Annotated in this window: 13 protein-coding genes; 3 read left to right on the top strand and 10 right to left on the bottom strand. The window is 70.4% G+C overall.

What is annotated here, in order from left to right; all coding sequences use genetic code 11:
• Positions 1-9: 9 nt before the first annotated feature.
• Positions 10-1272 (bottom strand): ABC transporter substrate-binding protein, encoded by a 1263-nt coding sequence (locus tag AC068Z_RS29680; RefSeq protein WP_478562243.1) that lies wholly within the window; start codon positions 1270-1272, stop codon positions 10-12.
• A 138-nt stretch (positions 1273-1410) separates the two neighbouring features.
• On the opposite strand from AC068Z_RS29680, the gene AC068Z_RS29685 reads away from it, so the two are divergent.
• The 3 genes from AC068Z_RS29685 (at position 1411) to AC068Z_RS29695 (ending at position 5159) form a co-directional block, all read left to right on the top strand.
• Entirely contained in the window at positions 1411-1926 is a 516-nt protein-coding gene (locus AC068Z_RS29685) for a PadR family transcriptional regulator (protein ID WP_451724824.1), read from the top strand.
• Positions 1923-2675 carry an ABC transporter ATP-binding protein gene (locus AC068Z_RS29690; RefSeq protein ID WP_478562247.1) on the top strand — a complete coding sequence of 251 codons (753 nt, stop codon included), beginning with the start codon at positions 1923-1925 and terminating at the stop codon, positions 2673-2675. Before AC068Z_RS29685 ends, AC068Z_RS29690 begins: the two co-directional genes overlap by 4 nt.
• A gap of 183 nt (positions 2676-2858) precedes the next feature.
• Complete coding sequence (locus AC068Z_RS29695) at positions 2859-5159, top strand: ABC transporter permease (protein ID WP_478562250.1); 2301 nt, start codon at positions 2859-2861, stop codon at positions 5157-5159.
• Between the two features lie 47 nt (positions 5160-5206).
• On the opposite strand, the gene AC068Z_RS29700 is transcribed toward AC068Z_RS29695, so the two are convergent.
• From AC068Z_RS29700 to AC068Z_RS29740, 9 genes are all read right to left on the bottom strand, one after another.
• The gene (locus AC068Z_RS29700; protein WP_478562253.1) at positions 5207-6010 is read right to left on the bottom strand and encodes a hypothetical protein; all 804 of its coding nucleotides are present in this window, start codon (positions 6008-6010) and stop codon (positions 5207-5209) included.
• 82 nt (positions 6011-6092) lie between these two features.
• Positions 6093-7745, bottom strand: coding sequence for a glucose-6-phosphate isomerase (gene pgi / locus AC068Z_RS29705; RefSeq protein ID WP_478562255.1), 1653 nt, complete (start codon positions 7743-7745; stop codon positions 6093-6095).
• A gap of 53 nt (positions 7746-7798) precedes the next feature.
• Complete coding sequence (locus AC068Z_RS29710; protein ID WP_478562258.1) at positions 7799-9067, bottom strand: MFS transporter; 1269 nt, start codon at positions 9065-9067, stop codon at positions 7799-7801.
• A 188-nt stretch (positions 9068-9255) separates the two neighbouring features.
• The gene (locus AC068Z_RS29715; protein WP_003957010.1) at positions 9256-9591 is read right to left on the bottom strand and encodes an RNA polymerase-binding protein RbpA; all 336 of its coding nucleotides are present in this window, start codon (positions 9589-9591) and stop codon (positions 9256-9258) included.
• A 199-nt stretch (positions 9592-9790) separates the two neighbouring features.
• Positions 9791-10021, bottom strand: coding sequence for a preprotein translocase subunit SecG (gene secG / locus AC068Z_RS29720; protein WP_015661252.1), 231 nt, complete (start codon positions 10019-10021; stop codon positions 9791-9793).
• 101 nt (positions 10022-10122) lie between these two features.
• Positions 10123-10899: a triose-phosphate isomerase gene (tpiA, locus tag AC068Z_RS29725; protein ID WP_478562261.1), complete on the bottom strand. Its 777-nt coding sequence runs from the start codon at positions 10897-10899 to the stop codon at positions 10123-10125.
• A gap of 6 nt (positions 10900-10905) precedes the next feature.
• Complete coding sequence (locus tag AC068Z_RS29730; RefSeq protein ID WP_478562264.1) at positions 10906-12117, bottom strand: phosphoglycerate kinase; 1212 nt, start codon at positions 12115-12117, stop codon at positions 10906-10908.
• Between the two features lie 134 nt (positions 12118-12251).
• Entirely contained in the window at positions 12252-13259 is a 1008-nt protein-coding gene (gene gap / locus AC068Z_RS29735; RefSeq protein WP_478562267.1) for a type I glyceraldehyde-3-phosphate dehydrogenase, read from the bottom strand.
• Positions 13260-13477: 218 nt separating this feature from the next.
• Entirely contained in the window at positions 13478-16432 is a 2955-nt protein-coding gene (locus AC068Z_RS29740; RefSeq protein WP_478562270.1) for a M14 family metallopeptidase, read from the bottom strand.
• Between the last annotated feature and the right edge of the window lie 57 nt (positions 16433-16489).

The following is a 16489-nucleotide window of genomic DNA, read 5'->3' on the forward strand; positions in this document are numbered from 1 at the left end:
AACAAGTAACTATCGAGAAACCTCTGCCAGCTCGCGTGCCAGTCGCCGTACCGCCGCCGCGGGCGTCGTGCGCCCGGTCATCGCGTCCCGGACGACGGCCTGCACCACCAGGCTGACCTGGTCGTAGCGCGGGCTCTTGGGGCGCGGGGCGGCCGTCAGCACGCTCTCGCGCAGGGTCGGGAGGTAGGGGAACTCCCTGATGAGCCCGGGATCCTCGTAGAGATCGGCCCGCACCGGCGGCAGCGCGCCCCGCGTGAGGACCAGGCGCTGGACGCGCTCACTGGTCAGGTACGCCATCAGACGCGCGGCGGAGTCGGGGTGCCGGGCGTGCGTGGAGACCGCCAGGTTGGAGCCGCCGAGCACACTGGTCCCCGGCCCGTCCGGGCCCGGCAGCGGCACCGCGCCTATCCTCCCGGCGACCGGCGACCCCTCGGCGGAGGCGACGGCATAGGCGTAGGGCCAGTTGCGCAGGAACAGCAGGCGGCCGTCCTGGAAGGCCTGCTTGGACTCCTCCTCCTTGTAGGCCAGCGCCCGTTCGGGGATCCACCCCTCGCGCACCCCGCGCGCCAGGAACCCGATGCCCTCGCGCGCGGCGGCCGAGTCGACGGTGACGCGCTCGCCCTCGCCGCCGAGGATGGAACCGCCCGCCGAGTACACGGCCTCGGCCGCGTTGACGGTCAGCCCCTCGTACGGCAGGAACTGGCCCGCGTATCCGTCGAGCCCGTGCTTCGGCGCGACGGTCTTCGCCAGGTGCTCCAACTCGGCCCAGGTGCGCGGCGGTTCGACGCCCTCCTCGGCGAGGACGTCCTTGCGGTAGAGGAGCAGACCGGCGTTGGTGACGTACGGGACGGCGTACAGCCGACCGTCGTAGGTCGCCGTGTCGACGACCGGGCGCAGGAAGGAGTCCAGCGGGAAGCGGTCGCGTGGCAGCGGCCGTATCCAGCCGGCGGCCGCGAACTCGGAGGTCCAGTTGACGTCGATGTTGAGGAGGTCGAACCGGCCGCGGTCGTCGCCCCGCAGGTCGGTCGCCATCTGGGCGTGCGTCTCGTCCGCGGAGTCCGGCAGTTCGACGAGGGTGACCCGCTCGCCGGGATGCGTACGGTTCCAGCCCTCCAGCAGGGGGCCGAGATAGCCGGTGAGGTCACCGGCGGTGGCGAGGGTGAGCGGACCGCGGTCCGGCGCCCGCCCCTCTCCGACCCCCGAGGCCGCGTATCCGGTCAGGACGATCAACAGAACGAGGAGTCCCCTACCGGCGGCGTGTATCCACCGCATAGGTTCCTCCCTGTACACCGGCACGGGCGTCGTCGCCCGGGTCAGAGGCCATGTATACCTGTTAGGTATGCGCGATACTAGGGTCTGTCGCACATTACGCCACCCGCACCTGGCGAGGACCCGAGGAGGACAGCACGAGTGCGCCTGCCCCTCCTGGCACTCCTCGCGCGCGGCCCCGCCCACGGCTACGAGCTCAAGCAGGACCTTGAGCAACTGCTGGGCTCGGCGTACCCTCAGCCGAACGTCGGCCAGATCTATGTCACCCTCGGCCGCCTCGAGAAGACGGGACTGATCGAGGGCGAGGACGTCGAGCAGTCGAGCCGGCCCAACAAGAAGGTCTACCACCTCACCGAGGCCGGGCGAGAGGCGCTGAGCGTCTGGTTCGAGGACACCGAGGACGAGCCCCGGGTGCGGGACGAGTTCTTCATGAAGCTGGCCCTCGCCCCCCGGACCGGGCTCGCCGACCAGATCACCCTCATCAACAAACAGCGGCGCCAGTACCTCACCACCATGCGCAACCTCTCGAAGCTGGCCGCCGCCGAAGACCGCGACAACCGCATCGCCCATCTGCTGATCGAGGGCGCGATGCTGCATCTCCAGGCCGACCTCGACTGGCTGGAGCGCTGCCAGGAAGAGCTGGAGGAGCTGGAATGAGCGACGGTCCCGCTCCCGTGCTGCACGCCGAGGGCCTGGTCAAGACGCATCATGGCGAAGGCGCCCCGGCGCATGCCGTGCGCGGGGTCGAGCTGTCCGTCCAGGGCGGTGAGTTCGTCGCGATCACCGGCCCGTCCGGCGCCGGGAAGTCGACGCTGCTGCATCTGCTGGGCGGACTGCAACGGCCCGACGGCGGCAGCATCCGGCTGGACGGCGTGCCCACGGACACCTGGAACGAGGCCCGCTGGGCCGTGGAGCGCAGGAAGCGGATCGGCATCGTCTTCCAGTTCTTCAACCTGGTGTCGAACCTGTCCGTCGCCGACAACGTCGAGCTGCCCGCGCTCCTCGCCGGGATCCCGCCGAAGAAGGCCCGCGCCGAGCGCGTGGAACTGCTGGCCGAGCTGGGTCTCGCGGGCAAGGAGCGCAGCATGCCGGGCGAGCTGTCCGGCGGTGAGCAGCAGCGCGTCGCGCTGGCCCGGGCCCTGGTCAACCATCCGCCGCTGCTGCTCGCCGACGAGCCCGCGGGCAGCCTGGACAGCAAGGGCACCCGCGAGGTGATGCGGCTGCTGTCCCGCTTCCACCAGCGCGGCCAGACGATCCTGCTGGTCACCCACGACGCCCGCCTGGCCTCCGCCGCGGACCGGGTGATCAGCTTCTTCGACGGCCGCATAGCCGACGACGCCACCCTGACCGACACCGCCCCACCGCGCCGCTCGGGCATATCGGGCGTACTGGAGCTCAGGGACTGAGATGGCCGGGTACGGAAGCTGGGGCGCGGGGGCCGGGACAGGCGCGTACGAGAGCCTGCGCTCAGGCACTGAGACGGGCGCGTACGAGAGCCTGCGCTCAGGCACTGAGACGGGCGCGTGCGAAAACCCGCGCTCAGGGGCCGTCCTGCGGATGTACGACGATCTCCGGGGGGCCTGAGCCGTATGCGAGCGACCCTGCGCTGGGCGCAGTCCGATCTGCGCGCGCACCGCGGTGAGGCGCTGTTCCTCGTCCTCGCCACCGCGGGCGTCGTCGTCTCCCTGCTGCTGGCGACGGCCCTGTTCGGCTACGCCACCAACCCCTGGCAGCGCGTCTTCACCCAGTCACGCGGCGCCCACGTCTGGCTGCACACCTCCGAGAGCACCGACGCCGGGAAGCTGACCTCGCTGGACGGCGTCACCTCCGTCGCCGGGCCCTACCCCACCGCCTCCGCCACCCTCGCCTCCCGTGGCGCCCGCGCCGCCGTCGAACTGCGCGGCACCCCCGAGCAGCCCGCCGTCGGCCGCCCGCTGCTCACCTCGGGACACTGGCTGGACCCGGCGACCCCCGACGGCGTCGTCCTGGAATCCCGCCTCGCCCACACCCTGCTCGCCGCCCCCGGAGACACCCTCACGCTCCCCGGCACGGCCCGCACCCTGACCGTCCTCGGCGTCGCCGACAGCGCCGAACCCCGCTACCGTCCCGGCGGACGCCCCGGCCTCGTCTGGGCCCTGCCCTCCGCCGTGCGCGACCCGTCCGGCCAGGTCACCGGCCTGCGCCTGACCGACCCCGAGGACACCGGCTACGCCGTCCAGCGCGCCGTCACCGTGCTCGGCGCCGGCGCGGTCAGCGAGGTCACCACCTGGCAGCAGGCCCGCGCCGAGGAACAGGGCGACAACCGGCTGCTCGGCCAGGTCCTCGGCCTCTTCGGCCTGGGCGCCCTGGTCGCGGCCGGACTCGCGGTGCACGGCGCGATCGGCACCCGCATCCGCGGCCACCTGCGAGACATCTCGATCCTCAAGGCCATCGGCTTCACGCCGGGCCAGGTCGTCCGCGTCTACCTGCTCCAGCATCTCGCCTACGCCCTCCTGGGCGCCGTCTCCGCCGCCGCGCTCACGGAGGCCCTGGGCAACCGGCTCCCGGGGCGCCTCGGCGACGCGGTCGGGGTGTGGCAGGGGTTGCCCGGGCACGCGGTGGCGCTGTTCGCCGTCCCGGCCTGCGCGGTGCTGTTCATCGCCGCGACCACCGGCCTCGCGGCCTGGCGGGCGGGGCGCGTGCCGCCGGTGCCGGTGCCCCGGCCCACGGCCACGGCGGGCGGCGGCCTGTCGGGGCCGGTCCGGCGGATGCTGGGGGTGCCGCGGATTGGGGGCGTACGGCTGTCCCCCGCACTGGTGCTGGGCTGGCACACCGCGTTCGCCCGCCGCCCGCGCACCCTCGCCACCGTCGCCCGGCTCGCCCTGCCGCTGCTGCTCATCGTCGTCGCGCTCAGCGCCTGGACCACCATCGACCGCTTCCAGAGCAGACCCGAACAGATCGGCCTGCCGACCGCGCTCACCGTCCACACGGACTCCGGCATCGGCGCCCGGGACGCCCGCGCGCTGCTGGAGGACGACCCGCGGGTCGCCGCCGTCTACCCGGGCGTCGAGGTCGCCGCGCTGGTCCCGGGCCAGACCGCCACGATCGCCCTGCGCGGCCTGGGCACCCGCGAGGACCCCTACCCGTACGCCCTGGCCGAGGGCCGCCCGGCGAACGGCCGGGACGAGGCGGTCGCCGGGCAGGGCCTGCTGAACCTGCTGGACGTGCGGGTCGGCGACTGGGTCCGCATGACCGTGGGCGACCAACCGCAGATCCTGCACATCGTCGGCCGCAGCATCGAACCGGAGAACGCCGGCCGGACGATCTCCACGTCCCTGGACACCCTCCGCGAGAACGACCCCGCCCTCACCCCGAGCCGCTACGAACTCCGGCTCGACCCGGGCGCGAACGCCTCCGAGGTGGCGGCCCGGCTGACCGAGGCCGGCCACGGGCACCTGGACATTCACACGGTGCCCAACCCGGCCGACGGCCTCTCTCCCCTGCGCGGAGTGGTGGTCGGCCTGATCACCGTGCTGGCCCTGATCGGCCTGATCGAACTGCTGACGGCGATCGGCGGCCTGGTCCGCGAGGGCGAACGGGACCTGCTGGCCCTGAAGGCGATCGGCCTCTCCCCCCGCCAGATCACCGGCATCACGGTGACGGCGACGGTCTGCACGACGGTCGCGGCGGTGGTGGCGGGCACGGCTCTCGGCGCACCGCTGGGCCGCTGGCTGATCGACGCCCAGGGCGAATCGAGCGGCATCGGAGCGGGCATAGCGCACGGCCCGTCGGCCGCCCTGCTGCTGCTGTTCGGCGCGGCAGCGGTGGCAGGCTCGGCAGCGCTGGCCGCCGTACCGGCGACGAGAGCAGCCAGGCGGAAATTGGCGGACACTCTGAGCGCCGTCGCCTGAAGCCACGTAGGGGGCGCGACCAGCCCCCACGCAGCCGCAGCAAACACTCAACCCATGTACGGATTGCCCTGCGGCGGAACATACGGCGGACAAGCGGGCGGCACAGGCGGAGCCATCGCCGCCGGATGCGCATCCAGCCGTATCCCGTAGTACCGCTTCAACCGCCCCATCTCCAGCAACGCGATGGCCGTGACCGTCACCGGCGCCCCCAGGATGAAGACGATCCCCATCGTCAGACTCATCCCGTGCAGATCGCCGGTGACGAGATCCGGAATGGCCATCAGCCACGTCGTCACCGTGGCGAGCAGCGGCGGCAGACACCGATGCACCGCCGCCGTCCCGAAGAAGTTCCCGGAGACCCTGAACGCCCCCGCTCCCACGAACCCGGTCATCCACAGCGCCGCGAGACCGAGGGGCAGGATCGCGAGCCCCCCGAGCGACGACGACAGCCGAAAGAGCAGCACCGTCGCCACCACCGAGCCGATGAACAGCAACAGCAGCTTCAGCGAGTTCATCAGCGGCTGCCGCACCAGCCGCCAGCTCCCCGCGCGCCGCCAGCGGAAGAGCATCACCCCGACCGTGAGCGGCGTGAGCACCAACAGCACCGCCGAAGCGGTCAGCGCGTTCTCCATGATCTCCTCGAAGGCGAACCCGCCCTCGACGAAGGTGTAGACGCCCACCGCCGCGACCGCCCCGGCGATGATCCTGACGCGCTTGAGGGTCTCCACGGACGTGTCGAGCGACGCCGGTATCCATTGCGGATGGAACATCACCCGCGCCACGCGGTGCGGCTTCAGAAAGTCCCGCGCCGTCAGCGCGCCGCCGGTCCAACTCCCGTGTGGATTAGCCAACTTCCACTCCCCCGAGTGATCGTTTCCCTGATCGCCCGGGGAGTCTACGGGAAGGGGGCACCCGCAGGGGCACCCCCCTGTGTCACCGCCCGCGCAACTCGCGGTACTTGGCAACCAGCGCCTCGGTGGAGGCGTCCAGGCCGGGGACCTCGGCGCCCTCGGTCAGGGCGGGCTCGACCCGCTTGGCGAGGACCTTGCCGAGCTCCACGCCCCACTGGTCGAAGGAGTCGATGTTCCACACGGCGCCCTGCACGAACACCTTGTGCTCGTACAGCGCGATGAGCTGGCCGAGCACCGACGGGGTCAGCTCCCGGGCGAGGATGGTGGTCGTCGGGTGGTCGCCCTTGAACGTCCTGTGGGCGACCAGTTCCTCGGCCACGCCCTCCGCGCGCACCTCGTCCGGCGTCTTGCCGAAGGCCAGCGCCTGCGTCTGGGCGAAGAAGTTCGCCATCAGCAGGTCGTGCTGCGCCTTGAGTTCCTCGCCCAGCTCGGCGACCGGCTCGGCGAAGCCGATGAAGTCCGCCGGGATCAGCTTGGTGCCCTGGTGGATCAACTGGTAGTAGGCGTGCTGCCCGTTGGTACCCGGCGTCCCCCAGACGACCGGCCCGGTCTGCCACTCCACCGGCAGCCCGTCCCGGCCGACGTACTTGCCGTTGGACTCCATGTCCAGCTGCTGGAGGTACGCCGTGAACTTGGACAGGTAGTGGCTGTACGGCAGCACCGCGTGCGACTGGGCGTCGTGGAAGTTGCCGTACCAGATGCCCAGCAGGCCCAGCAGCAGCGGCACATTGGACTCGGCGGGGGCGCTCTTGAAGTGCTCGTCGACGAGCCGGAAGCCGTCGAGCATCTCCCGGAAGCGGTCCGGGCCGATGGCGATCATCAGGGAGAGGCCGATCGCCGAGTCGTAGGAGTAGCGCCCGCCGACCCAGTCCCAGAACTCGAACATGTTGGCGGTGTCGATGCCGAACTCCGCCACCTTCTCGGTGTTCGTCGACAGCGCCACGAAGTGCTGGGCGACAGCCTCCTGACCGGCGCTCAGCTCGCCGAGCAGCCAGTTGCGCGCGGAGGTGGCGTTGGTGATCGTCTCGATGGTGGTGAAGGTCTTGGAGGCGATGATGAACAGCGTCTCCGCCGCGTCCAGGTCGCGGGTGGCCTCGTGCAGGTCGGCGCCGTCGACGTTGGACACGAAGCGGACCGTCAGTTCGCGGTCGGTGAAGGAGCGCAGCACCTCGTAGGCCATGGCGGGGCCGAGGTCGGAGCCGCCGATGCCGATGTTGACGACGTTCCTGATCCGCTTGCCGGTGTGACCGGTCCAGGCGCCGGAGCGGACGCGGTCGGCGAAGTCGCTCATCTTGTCGAGGACGGCGTGCACCCCGGGGACGACGTTCTCGCCGTCCACCTCGACGACCGCCTCGCGCGGGGCGCGCAGCGCGGTGTGCAGCACCGCCCGGTCCTCGGTGGTGTTGATCTTCTCGCCGCGGAACATGGCGTCGCGCAGCCCGAACACGTCGGTGGCGGCGGCCAGCTCGCGCAGCAGGCGCAGCGTCTCGTCGGTGACGAGGTGCTTGGAGTAGTCGACGTACAGGTCGCCGACCTGGAGCGTGTATCCGGTGCCGCGGCCCGGCTCCGCGGCGAACAGCTCGCGCAGCCCGACCGTGCCGAGCTCCTCGCGGTGCTTGGCCAGTGCGGTCCACTCGGGCGTCTGGTTGAGCCTGGTACGGCCGTCTTGGTTCATCTCGGACTTCAGCCTTCTTTCGTACCTGTCCCCGCTGTGCCCAACCTAGTTGATCAGCGGGTGACGTGAGCCGTCGTGCCGTCGTCGTGCGGGTCAACAACAAGTACGTCCACCTTGAGCACAGGTATCAGCGCGGTGACGGACAGGACGAAGAACGCGGCCGCGAGCAGCGCCGGGCTGTTCAGCCCCCAGGCGGTGGCGACGGCCCCGCCGAGCAGCGCGCCCAGCGGCGCCCCGGCGACGCCGAGGGTCCGGAAGGCCGAGCTGACCCGGCCCAGCAGCTCGGCGGGACTGCGCTGCTGCATCAGGGTCGTGGTGTTGACGTTCCACACCATCCCCATGAACCCGAACACCGCCAGGGCGAGGTCCAGCGCCGCGAGATGACGCACCGAGCCCATCACCACCAGCGCGCCGGTCTGCACGCTCCCGGCGAGCAGCACCGCCCGTATCCGTCCGACCCGGGCGACCAGCGCGCCGCCGGCCAGTCCCCCGGCGAGACTGCCGACGGTGTACGCCGTCATGGCCACCGCGTATCCGGTGGTGCCCGCGTCCAGCCAGCCCGTCACCAGGAGGACGAGCGTGGCGATGAGGGCGCCCATGCCGATGTTGCACAGAGCGGTCGCGGCGCACAGGCCGCGCAGGGCCCGGTCCCGCCACAGGGCGCGCAGGCCTTCGGCGATCTCCCGGCGCAGGGTGCTGCCCGCCGGTCTGGGCGCCCGCTCCGCCGGCGCGGTCCGCAGCGAGGCGACCAAGGCGGCGGCCACCAGGAAGGTGACGGCGTCGGCCGCGAAGGGCGCCGCCGCCCCGGCCGCGAGCAGCAGCGGCACGGCCGGAGCGCCCAGCAGGCCGCCCGCGATGCGCTGCCCGGTCATCAGACGGGCGTTGGCGCCGCCCAGCTCGGAGCGGTCGACCAGCGCGGGCAGCAGGGCCGTGGAGGCGTTGTCGAAGAGGGTCTGAAGCGTGGTCAGGGCGAAGGCCAGCACGATCAGCAGGGCGATCGACGCCTGCCCGAGCGCGACGGCCACGGCGAAGCCCGCGACGAGCAGTCCTCGTAGCGCGTCCACCATCCACATCGCGCGCCGCTGGTCCACGCGGTCGGCGACGGCACCGCCCAGCAGTCCGAAGACGATCCAGGGCAGATAGCCGCAGGCGGTCACCGCGGCGATGAGCAGCGGCTCCTTCGTCAGCGTCGCGGCGAGCAGCGGCAGCGCGGCCGTACGCAGGGCGTCGCCGAAGCTGGAGAGCACGGCGGCGCTCCACAACCGCCCGAACCCCCCGCGCCACGCGGGCGCGGGCACCCGCGCCGCCTCCACCGTCGTCACAGCTCCCCCTCGCGGTCCGCCTGTGCACCGAAACCGATACACCGAGACCGATGCACGAAGACCGATGCACGAAGATCGATGCACAAACCGTAGAGGGCACCACTGACAATCGGCCCGGGCACGGGGACCGGCGGGCCGTGAAACAGCTCCGGCCAGACACCGATCGGTGCCTGGCCGGTCCTCAACTTCTAGATCTCGCCCCGCAGTTTGGCGAGCGCCTCGGCGAGGATCGCCTCGCCGTCCGCGTCACTGCGCCGCTCCCGTACGTACGCCAGGTGCGTCTTGTAGGGCTCGGTGCGCGGCGGGTCCGGCGGGTTGTCCCGGTCCTGTCCGGCGGGGAAGCCGCAGCGCGGGCAGTCCCAGGTGTCGGGGACCTGCGCGTCGCTGGCGAAGCTGGGCTGGGTCTCGTGCCCGTTGGAGCACCAGAAGGAGATGCGCAGCCGGGGCGCGGACTCACCGCGCTCGGCCTCACCCATCGGCCCCGCCCCGACCCGGCTTCCTCGGATCGCGTTGCCACTTGCCACGGTCGTAACTCCCTGCGTGATGGTGCCGCGAAGCGAGTCGGCGTGTCGCCTCGTTGCGAGCGCCTCAGTCTACGTAAGGCCCAACGCGCGTCCAGTGATTGGAGTTACAGCCCCCACATCTAGACGCAAGCCCCATGATAGGCCGCGCTCAGCTGCGCGTACCGAACATGGGGCCTTACGTACGGATTGTGCGTGCCGGTCAGTTGTTCACCTTCATCAGAAGGCCGAGCACGACAATGCACGCGAACCAGAGCAGACCGACCACGACGGTGATCCGGTCGAGGTTGCGCTCGGCGACCGAGGAGCCGCCGACGGAGGACTGCATACCGCCACCGAACATGTCGGAGAGGCCGCCGCCCTTGCCCTTGTGCATCAGCACCAGCAGCATCAGCAGCCCGCTGAAGACGATCAGGGCGATCGAGAACCCCATAACCACGGCTGGACCAACTTCCTCGGATCTGGATGGACGACAGGGGCACAGCCAAGGACTGTGCCCCCGCAAGGGTACGACGGATCCCGCCTACCAGGAACTCACTGGTCGCGGAAGCGCACGATCTTGACGAACTCGTCGGCGTCGAGCGACGCGCCGCCCACCAGGGCCCCGTCGATGTCGGCCTGCGCCATGATCTCGGCGACGTTGCCCGACTTCACGGAGCCGCCGTACTGGATGCGGACCTTGTCGGCCAGCTCCTGCGTGTACAGCTCGGCGATCTTGCCACGGATCGCGGCGCAGACCTCCTGGGCGTCCTCGGCGCCGCAGACCTTGCCGGTGCCGATGGCCCAGACGGGCTCGTAGGCGATCACGACGGACTCGGCCTGCTCGGCCGGGAGGTCCTTCAGACCGCCCTCGACCTGGGCGAGGGTGTGGGAGACGTGGTTGCCCGCCTCGCGGACCTCCAGCTCCTCGCCCACGCACAGGATCGGGGTCAGGCCGTGCTTGTAGGCGGCCTTGACCTTGGCGTTGACGATCTCGTCGGTCTCGTTGTGGTACTGGCGGCGCTCGGAGTGGCCGATCGCCACGTACGTGCACTTCAGCTTGGCCAGCATCGGACCGGAGATCTCACCGGTGTAGGCGCCGGAGTCCTGCGCCGAGATGTCCTGGGCGCCGTATTTGATCTTCAGCTTGTCGCCGTCGACCAGGGTCTGCACGGAGCGCAGGTCGGTGAAGGGCGGCAGGACGGCGACCTCGACGGCCTCGTAGTCCTTGTCCGCGAGGGCGAAGGCGAGCTTCTGGACGTGGGCGATGGCCTCGAGGTGGTTGAGGTTCATCTTCCAGTTGCCCGCCATCAGCGGCGTACGGGTGGTCATTGAGGGTCAGTCCTCCAGTGCGGCGAGGCCGGGGAGCGTCTTGCCCTCGAGGTATTCGAGGGAGGCGCCGCCACCGGTCGAGATGTGGCCGAATGCGGTCTCGTCGAAGCCCAGGATGCGCACGGCGGCCGCGGAGTCGCCGCCGCCGACGACCGTGAAGGCCGGGGAGTCGAGGAGTGCCTGGGCGACCGCCTTGGTGCCCTCGGCGTAGTCGGGGTGCTCGAAGACGCCCATGGGGCCGTTCCAGAAGACGGTGGCCGCGTCGGCGAGCTTCGAGGCGTACAGCTTGCGGGTCTCCGGACCGATGTCCAGGCCCTCCTGGTCGGCCGGGATGGCGTCCGCGGCGACGGTCGTGGGGTTGGCCGGGGCCTTGGTCTTCAGGTCCGGGAACTCCGTCGCGACCAGCACGTCGACGGGGAGAACCAGCTCGACGCCGTTCTTCTCCGCGCGCTCCATGTACTCGGTGACGGCCGGGACCTGGTCCTCCTGCAGGAGGGAGATGCCGACCTCGTGGCCCTTGGCCTTGAGGAAGGTGTAGGCCATGCCGCCGCCGATGAGGATGCGGTCGGCCTTGCCGAGCAGCTGGTCGATGACGGCGAGCTTGTCGGACACCTTGGCGCCGCCGAGCGCGACGACGTAGGGGCGCTTGACGTCCTCGGTGAGCTTCTTCAGGACGCCGACCTCGGTGGCGATGAGGTAGCCGGCGTAGTGCGGCAGCCTGGCCGGGAGGTCGTACACGGACGCGTGCTTGCGGTGCACGGCGCCGAAGCCGTCGCCGACGTAGACGTCGGCGAGGCCGGCGAGGCGGTCGGCGAAGGCGGCGCGCTCGGCGTCGTCCTTGGCGGTCTCGCCCGCGTTGAAGCGCAGGTTCTCGATGACCGCGACCTGGCCGTCGGCGAGGGCGGTGACCACGGCCTCGGCGGACTCGCCGACCGTGTCGGTCGCGAAGGCCACGTCGGCGCCGAGGAGTTCACCGAGCCGGGCGGCGGCGGGCGCCAGCGAGAATGCGGGGTCCGGGGCGCCCTTGGGGCGGCCCAGGTGGGAGGCCACGATCACGCGGGCGCCCGCCTCGGCGAGGGCCTTGACGGTGGGCAGGACGGCGCGGATCCGGCCGTCGTCGGTGATCGTGGTGCCGTCCAGCGGCACGTTGAGGTCGGCGCGGACGAAGACCCGCTTGCCGGTGACACCTTGGGCGAGGAGTTCGTCGATCGTCTTCATTGAGAGGGCTCCCGAGAAGTGTGCGTGATGCTCGTGATCCTAAGAGGGCCGGTCCGTACGTGAGTCAGGGCCCGGGCGGCGCGTCCCTGCGCCGCCCGAGCCCTGCTCTCACATCGAGTGCCTGCTCCGAAGGATCAGAGCTGGTTGCCGACGAATTCCGTCAGGTCGACGAGGCGGTTGGAGTAGCCCCACTCGTTGTCGTACCAGCCGAGGATCTTCACCGAGGTGCCCTCCTGGACCATGGTCAGGGAGGCGTCGAAGGTGCAGGACGACGGGTCGCTGACGATGTCCGAGGAGACGATCTCGTCCTCGGTGTAGGTCAGGTAGCCCTGCAGCTCGCCCTCGGCGGCCTTCTTGAACGCGGCGTTGACCTCGTCCTTGGTGACCTCGCGCGAGAGCTCCACGACCAGGTCGGTGGCCGAGCCGGTCGGGACCGGGACGCGCATGGCCATGCCGTCCAGCTTGCCCTTCAGCTGCGGCAGCACCAGGGCGGTGGCCTTGGCGGCACCGGTGGTGGTGGGGATGATGTTCTCGGCGGCGGCACGGGCGCGGCGCAGGTCCTTGTGCGGGAAGTCCAGGATGCGCTGGTCGTTCGTGTACGCGTGCACCGTCGTCATCAGGCCCTTGACGATGCCGAAGTTCTCGTCGAGAACCTTGGCCATCGGCGCCACACAGTTGGTGGTGCAGGAGGCGTTGGAGATGACGTGGTGGTTCGCCGGGTCGTACTTGTCCTGGTTGACGCCCATCACGATGGTGATGTCCTCGTCCTTGGCCGGAGCCGAGATGAGGACCTTCTTGGCGCCGCCGGCGATGTGCTTCTCGGCGTCGGCCTTCTTCGTGAAGATGCCCGTCGACTCGATGACGATGTCGACGCCCAGCTCGCCCCACGGGATGTCGGCGGGGTTGCGCTCGGACAGGACCTTGATGGTGTGACCGTCGACCGTGATCGTGTCGGCGGTGTGGGTGACCTCCTGCTTGAGGCGGCCCAGAATCGTGTCGTACTTCAGCAGGTGAGCGGTGGTCGCGGTGTCACCCAGGTCGTTGACAGCCACGATCTCGATGTCAGCACCCTGCTCCAGCAGTGCGCGGAAGTAGTTGCGACCGATACGACCGAAGCCGTTGATGCCTACGCGGATCGTCACGAACCGATCTCCTCGTTGGTACGCCGGCCATGCGGTGCCGGCGAGCTGTATTTGGGATGTCCCCGACCGCCTACGACCCTACCTCCCTGAGGCCCCCGCGGTGACATCGAGATGCCCCATACACGGGCAGGCGGTCCGTACCCGTCAGTAGGGGTACGGACCGCCCCTTTGTCCTATCTCCCTGTCATCCTTCGATCACCAGGAGTGCCGCGCGGAGTTCAGTCGGAGTCGAGAGAGGTCAGGGCCTTGCCGAGCAGGGCCGCGCGGTCGGCCGGGGCGACGACGTGCTCCAGGCCGAAGCCCAGCAGCACGGTGTCGTCGGTGGTGACCGCGCCGTAGGTCTGGAAGAGCTGACCCGCGCGCGACCAGTCCTTGACCACCGCGGGGCTGCCCGCGGGCGGGCCGGGGGTGGTCCAGGCGCCGAGCGACGTCTCGAAGCCCTCGGTCTCCGCCGCGCTGCCGCCGATCACGACGGAGGCGTTGTCGACCAGGACGCCGCGGCCGCCGGAGCCGGGGTCGGTGATGTAGCCGAGCGAGACCTCGACGGTCCGGCCCGCGTAGGGGGACAGATCGAAGGAGACCTCCTGCCAGCCGGCCGACGCCCCGGTGAAGCTGTTCCAGGCCCCGCTGGTGCCGGACGGAGTGCAGGCCCCGCCGTCGAGGGTCAGGTACCGCTTCAGCGCGGGGTGGGCCGCGATGAAGTACCCGGCCGAGCACTCCTCGGGCACCGCGGTGCTGGTCGCGCCGTCCTTCTCGGGCAGCGTGGTCCAGTCGTCACCGCCCGCCGTACGGGCCTCCAGCACGGCGTGGTCGTAGCCCGGCTCGGTGCTCCACAGCATCCGGGTGCGCAGCGTGGGCGCCTGCGCGGCGGTCACCGAGGTGAGGTCGATGGTGCGGGTCAGGCGGTTCCAGGCGTAGTCGCTGTGGGTCACGGCCGCCATGTAGCTGCCCTCGTACGGCCCGTACGGGTTGACGGTGCCCGGGTAGCGGCCCGCTCCGGCGCTGGCGAACTGCGGGAACCTGTCCGTGGGCAGCGTCTCGGAGGTGACGCTGTAGGACCCGGCCGCGTTGAGCGGGTTGCCCGGCGCCCCGGTCAACGCGCCCTTGGTGCCCGCGAGATCGCCGGCGCCCTCGAAGGCGGTCGCCCCGGGCAGTGACGTACGGGTGTAGGCGCCGAGGTAGTACTGGCTGAAGTCGTTGGACAGGGTGCCGCCGCCGAGGTCGACGTTGCCGCCGGCCTGCTCGCCCGCCTCGATCAGCTTGCCGCCCTCGTTGAGGTAGGCGCGCAGCTGGAGCTGGGTGGCGTTGCCGGGGACACCCGCGCCCGTGTAGTGGACGACGGTGTCGAAGTGGCCCAGCACACCGAGCGCGTGGGGCGCGCCCTGCGTGGCGACGTCCCAGACGGCCGCCCGGTGCCCGTTGGCCTTCAGCGCGTCGACGTAGGTCTGCGCCTGTGCGGCGGCCGCGCCCTCCTCTGCGACGACGAGGACGTCCGCGCGCGGGCGTTCGGCCACGGTGTAGGTGAAGTGCTCGCTGGAGACGGCCTTTCCGCTCCTGGTCTCACCGGTGAACCACACCTCGACCTTGTCGCCCACATCGCCGTCGGCGACCTTGGCGCGGTACTCGTCGAAGTAGAGGTTGTCCTCACCGCCGTAGGTCTCGCCGCCCTTCCAGGGGCGCAGCGCCATGTCGTGCGTACGGCCGCCGTTGACGCGGTACTTGAGCTCCTTGTCGCGCACGGCCTTGCGGGCGACGACGGAGACCTCCTGGTCGGCGCCGCGGGAGTACGAGGTGGTGAAGGGCGCCGGGGTGAAGTCGGCGGCCTTCAGGCCGACCGCGGACTTCGGCTGGTCCGGACGGGCGGCGGACTCGGCGACGGAGAGCGCGAACGGGACGTTCTTGGCGAACTCCTGCTGGATCAGCTTCTCGTCGTCCGGGAAGTTGAAGATCGACTGGCAGTCGCCGGGGAGCCAGGCGTCGTTCGGGTCGACGTTCGAGGCGCTCTGGCAGGTCGACATCTCGGGCGTGAACATCGCCAAACCGTTGACGTTGGAGGCGTGTCCGTCGGCCTCGCCGTTGGTGGTGTACAGCTCCGAGGAGACCTGCGGGTGGTAGCCCGGGATCGCGGAGTTGCCGGGGGTGCCGGCGAGCGCCTCGTACATGACGTCGTCCGGGGTGTCGGTGGCCACCTGCCATCCGACGCCGTAGAGGAGGAGTTCGGCGGCGGAGTGGTAGTTGATGCCGAGGTCGAAGCCGATGCGCTTCTGGAAGGCGTCGATCGCCTTGGTCTCCGGCTCCGAGCCGGGGGCGTCACCGCGATAGGTCTGGCTGGTGGGGTTGGGGGACGAACCCTCGTCGTCGTAGCCCCACTTGTAGGAGAAGTTGCGGTTGAGGTCGACGCCGTCGCCGGTGCTGATGACACCGTCGCCGTTGACGTCCTTCAGGTTCTTGCGCCACAGCCGCTCGTCGGTGCCCTGGAAGCTGTAGTCGTAGCCGTCGGGGTTGGCCGAGATCACGAACCACAGCTCGGTGGTGTCGACGATCTTCTTGATCCGCCGGTCCGTCCGGTAGTTGTCCAGGTAGTGGTGCATCAGCCGGCGGGTCATCTCCGGAGTGATCCACTCACGCGCGTGCTGGTTGGACATGTACAGCACGGAGGGCTTGGTGCCGTCCTTGGACTTGTCGGCGTTCTTGGTGAGCTTCAGCGCCAGGATGTCCTGGCCGTTCACGGTCTTGCCGATGGAGACGACCTTGGTGAGGCCGGGGTTCTCCTGGCCGGTCCGCAGGATCTCCTCCCGCAGTCCACCGCTGCCGCTGTACGGCCGGTAGACGCCGTCCGCGGCCGCCTCGACCCGCTGTTCGGCCTTGGCCGACAGGGTGTGCTCGGTGAGCTCGACGCCCTGTTTCTCCAGCTTGTCGGCCTGCTTGTCGGTGAGGTAGACCTCGATCGTGGCGGTGCCCTTCTCGGGCGCCTGCTCACTGAGTTCATGGCCGTCCTGGCCGGCGGCCAGCAGCAGGGGAATCTGCTTCTTGGTGACTTCCGCGCGGAAGACCTTGACCTCGTCGGAGTCCGTCTCGGAACCGCTGTTCTGTGCCTGGGCGATGGGTGCGATGCTCGCTCCGCCGATCAGGAGCGCGCCGACAGCGAGGATCGATCTCGCTCTGTGTCTCATGAACCCCCCTAGCGTGGGTTCGCCACGTCAGCGAACAGATGCCAGGCTCATGACACT

It is taken from the genome of Streptomyces sp. NPDC043726 (genome assembly GCF_056436565.1).

Coding starts and splice junctions, on each gene's coding strand:
- AC068Z_RS29680 (WP_478562243.1), bottom strand. CDS start 1,272: ATGCGGTGGATACACGCCGCCGGTAGGGGACTCCTCGTTCTGTTGATC.
- AC068Z_RS29690 (WP_478562247.1), top strand. CDS start 1,923: ATGAGCGACGGTCCCGCTCCCGTGCTGCACGCCGAGGGCCTGGTCAAG.
- AC068Z_RS29695 (WP_478562250.1), top strand. CDS start 2,859: ATGCGAGCGACCCTGCGCTGGGCGCAGTCCGATCTGCGCGCGCACCGC.
- pgi (WP_478562255.1), bottom strand. CDS start 7,745: ATGAACCAAGACGGCCGTACCAGGCTCAACCAGACGCCCGAGTGGACC.
- secG (WP_015661252.1), bottom strand. CDS start 10,021: ATGGGGTTCTCGATCGCCCTGATCGTCTTCAGCGGGCTGCTGATGCTG.
- tpiA (WP_478562261.1), bottom strand. CDS start 10,899: ATGACCACCCGTACGCCGCTGATGGCGGGCAACTGGAAGATGAACCTC.
- AC068Z_RS29730 (WP_478562264.1), bottom strand. CDS start 12,117: ATGAAGACGATCGACGAACTCCTCGCCCAAGGTGTCACCGGCAAGCGG.
- AC068Z_RS29740 (WP_478562270.1), bottom strand. CDS start 16,432: ATGAGACACAGAGCGAGATCGATCCTCGCTGTCGGCGCGCTCCTGATC.